The sequence below is a fragment of the Wolbachia endosymbiont of Drosophila bicornuta genome (assembly GCF_028982105.1).
GTDB classification, from domain to species: domain Bacteria; phylum Pseudomonadota; class Alphaproteobacteria; order Rickettsiales; family Anaplasmataceae; genus Wolbachia; species Wolbachia pipientis.
Genome location: NZ_JAPQLF010000127.1, coordinates 4,521 through 8,382, shown reverse-complemented (window position 1 = coordinate 8,382; position 3,862 = coordinate 4,521). Strand labels below are relative to the sequence as shown.

Annotated in this window: 3 protein-coding genes; 1 reads left to right on the top strand and 2 read right to left on the bottom strand. The window is 33.6% G+C overall.

Going from position 1 to position 3,862, the window contains the following annotated elements:
* Positions 1-151: 151 nt before the first annotated feature.
* Positions 152-358 carry a hypothetical protein gene (locus OZD68_RS05295; RefSeq protein ID WP_182309268.1) on the bottom strand — a complete coding sequence of 69 codons (207 nt, stop codon included), beginning with the start codon at positions 356-358 and terminating at the stop codon, positions 152-154.
* Positions 359-543: 185 nt separating this feature from the next.
* Between OZD68_RS05295 and OZD68_RS05290 the strand changes: the two genes are divergently transcribed.
* Positions 544-759, top strand: coding sequence for a hypothetical protein (locus OZD68_RS05290; RefSeq protein ID WP_182309583.1), 216 nt, complete (start codon positions 544-546; stop codon positions 757-759).
* On the opposite strand, the gene OZD68_RS05285 is transcribed toward OZD68_RS05290, so the two are convergent.
* Positions 751-3,862: hypothetical protein (locus tag OZD68_RS05285; RefSeq protein WP_275009193.1), on the bottom strand; the 3,112-nt coding region annotated here is incomplete at its 5' end. The genes OZD68_RS05290 and OZD68_RS05285 overlap by 9 nt on opposite strands.

Below are 3,862 nucleotides of genomic sequence, written 5' to 3'. Positions count from 1 at the left end.
TGTTTATGGCTATAGCAGGCCAGTAGCATATTACGGTCTGTTCGGATTATTGTAAAAAGAGCTATATATCTGGGAGAACTTATACCTTATTATTCTATCTCTTTCATACCTTTATTTCCTTAACTTGACGCTTATGGTTCAAAAAAGTGTGTCAAACCGAAAAAAAAGTAATAAATTGATATAAAAAAAATGGAGGTTTGACTGACCTTACCCAGAAAAAGTGGAGAGAAAGTTTGGAATGTTTTTCACAAAGAGAATGATGAATCAAAATGCTCAGGAATGCAATAGTTATAGCACTTCTCGCAATAGTCCGAATAGGATAAGATATGTGCTTATGGCTATGGTAGAGCAGTAGCATATTATGATCTGTTCGGATTATTGTAAAAAGAGCTATAATAAAGAGTACTCTATATCACTATTTTTTTATGTCGACAAGACCTAAGGAATATAGCAGAAAAATCACCAATAGTAAAGCTAGCATATGATGAGTTAGACAAGTTTAGTTGGGAAGAAGAGGATCTTGCAGCATACGAAGAAAGAGTATTGAGTGTACAGAAAGAAGCTGCTATTTGGGAAAAACGTCTTGATGATGCTACTGAAAAAGGCATCCTAATCGACGAAGAAAAAGGTGAAATGAAAGCTAAAATGGCAGTGGCTAAAAACCTACTTAAAGCTGGCATGTCTGTCGACTTAATAGCTGAATCTACTGGCCTCCCTCAAGCTGAAATTGCGCAACTCAAGGAAGAAATATCACAGTGATCTTTGTAGCTGCTTGTCTACTGTTGAATCACTTAAATAAGTTTGAGGTTCATTGCCTGCTTTTTCTGGTAACTGACCCTTTGACCAACTAGCGCTAGTAAGAGAAACAGCAGCAAGTATGCAATTAATTGTTCCTTTAACCAACCATTCTAATACAGATCGTTTTGGCTTACGCGTTTGCTCTGCATCTTTGACTTCACGATCCGAGCCTATGAAAGGAATTGTTTTAGTTGCTTGTACCACTTCTTCCACATTCTTGCAATTTTTCAAATTCTCAAGATATTCTCTAGCTGTTATACTCACTTCTTCTTTATCTATAAGATCCTGGAATTTTTTGCTACTTAAATTCATATCAGCGTTAATAAGTAGCGGTACACTGCCTTCTACATTAACTTTAGTTCCAAAATCATATAACTGTACTCTGGATAATTCTTGACCATTAACCTTAATAAGACCAAGCTCCTTATCTTGCTCCGCTAGAAGTTGATGCTCTGTTTTAAATCCCTTTGCTAGAATTTGTTTATCTTCACCGGATAGTAGCTTATTAGCTCGCTCAATATCGAAGTGTTCAACAAGAAAGCCTTTTTCTCCTACTTCATAGCTAGCAAATTCTGTTGCTTTTTCTACAACTTTCATAAGCTGATCAACGCTTTTTAATCCAGAAACAAATGCCGTATTACAATCAAAATAAGCATAATTATTACCAGTTCTATAAATAGCAACAACGTGATCACTTGTTACTAAGTGAATAGCAAAATCACCTTTAACTCTAGCTATATAATTTGATAAATCACCAAGCTTTTTGTAGCCCTTAGCACGTATTAAGTTTGAAGGTAGACTATTTGTAGAGGAATCTAATTGCTGATCAAAATCATCAAGTAATTTACTTAAAGCAAAAATCTCCTTTTTTTCCCTTTCAGATAGCTGTTTACCTTGAGCTATACGCTCATAAACTTTAGCTGAATTCTCTAAATTACTTAAAAATGATCCGTCACTCTGTAAAAATAAAGCTTGGGATAAGCCAAGTGTAATCTCTACACATCTACCATCAATCTCAACCCCACGTGCTTTAAAAGAAGATAAATAAAGCCCTTGTTTCACTGGTTCAATAGATGACGCAAACTTTGATAAGTGTGAAAACACTTCTCGTTGCCTCTTGCTGTAGTGTACTGACTGTATTTGTTTTTTCCTTGTTCCTCGTCTCTGGGATAAATCTCTTGAGCTACCTGCTACTGTGTCTAAAATTTTATCATCTTGTCCGTTCTTACTTTGGTTAGTGATACCCTTCCGGGTTTTTCTCTTAATTTTAGAATCACCTTGTTGTAAACTACCCAAGTTTTGTTCTTGCTCCGTTCTACCAGATACGCTACTCGGGTTAAGACCTGGATTGGTTATTTTATCTTCTCCACTAATATTCTTCTCATCTAAGAAAGCAGAAGGAGCTTTTTTAACTTTTTCTACTTTTCTATATAGTGTATTAAGTATCGTATCCGGTGGGTTATTTTTGATAAGATTATTTAAATAATCTGTTTTGCTTCCTGCTTTATCAAAACAAAAACCATGCAATTTTTCAAAGGCAGGACAAATACTAACTCCTACTCTATGTAACACCTTAGATAAATTTTTTGGCGTAAAAAGTTTTTTCTCGGCTAAGAAGTGATTTAAATAATTTTCTTTATTAAAACATAATCTATGAAAATTTCTTAAAATATAAGTGGCATTATTTCCTGCCATGGATAATATACTGGATAAATCACTCGGTCTAAAACTTGCCTGATAGAAATCATCTAAAGGCTGCGTTCTGTTTCCTGCCTCATCAAAACAAATATCATGAAAATCTTTTAAAGCAGAACAAATATTAGCTCCTGCTCCATGCAATATCTCGGATAAGTTTTCCGGCATAAAACCTTCTTTTAAGAAATGACTCAAATACCCTTTTGCTTCTCCTATAAAACAAAAATCATGAAATTTTTCTAAACTATCCGCTGCCGCACTCAATATGCTGGATAAATCACCTGGCCTAAAACCTGCATTATAGAAATCATCTAAAAGTTCTGTTCTTTCTCCTTCGTCATCAAAACAAACACTATGCAATCTTTCTAAAATAGAGGAAGCACGTATTCCTGTTCCACATAATATAGAGGATAAGTTACTTGGCATGAAACCTGCATTATAGAAATCATCTAAAAGTCTTGTTCTTTCTCCTTCGTCATCAAAACAAACATTATGCAAATTTTCAAAAGCATCTTTAGCTTTAGCTCCTGCTCCACCTAAAATGCCAGATAAACTAGGCATCATAAAACTTTTTTCCCCATCTTTTTCCTTAATAAAATGCTTTAAATGCTGTTCTTTATTTCCTTGTTCATCAAAAAAAGTATTATATAGTTCTTTAAAAGCTTTAGGAGCATTAGATCCTGCTCCATTCAAAATACTGGACATTTGAGCTAGACCTACTCCATTGTCTTTTAGAGTTTTTAAATATTGTGTTTCATTTTCTTGCTTATCAAAATAAAGATCATATAACTCTTTAAAAGTTTTAGGAGCATTAGATCCTGCTCCATGCAAAATACTGGACATATTAGCTAGATTCATCCCCTTTTTTTCTAGAGTTTTCAAATATTGTGTTCTATTTCCTTGCTTATCAAACCAAAGATTATATAACTCTTTAAAAGCTTTAGGAGCATTAAATCCTGCTCCACCTAAAACACTAGACATATTAGTTAAATTTATTTCTTCTTTTTCTAAAATTTTTAAATATTGTGTTTTGTTTCCTTGCTTATCAAACCAAAGATCATATAACTCTTTAAAAGCTTTAGGAGCATTAGATCCTGCTCCATGTAAAATACTGGACATACTAGACAGATTTATCCCCTCTTTTTCTAGAGTTTTTAAATATTGTGTTTTGTTTCCTTGCTTATCAAACCAAAGATCATATAACTCTTTAAAAGCTTTAGGAGCATTAGATCCTGCTCCACCTAAAATACTAGACATATTAGCTAGGTTTATTTTTTTTTCTTCTAGAATTTTTAAAAGTTGTGTTTTGTTTCCTTGCTTATCAAACCAAAGATCATATAACTCTTTAAAAGCTTTAGGAGCATTAGAT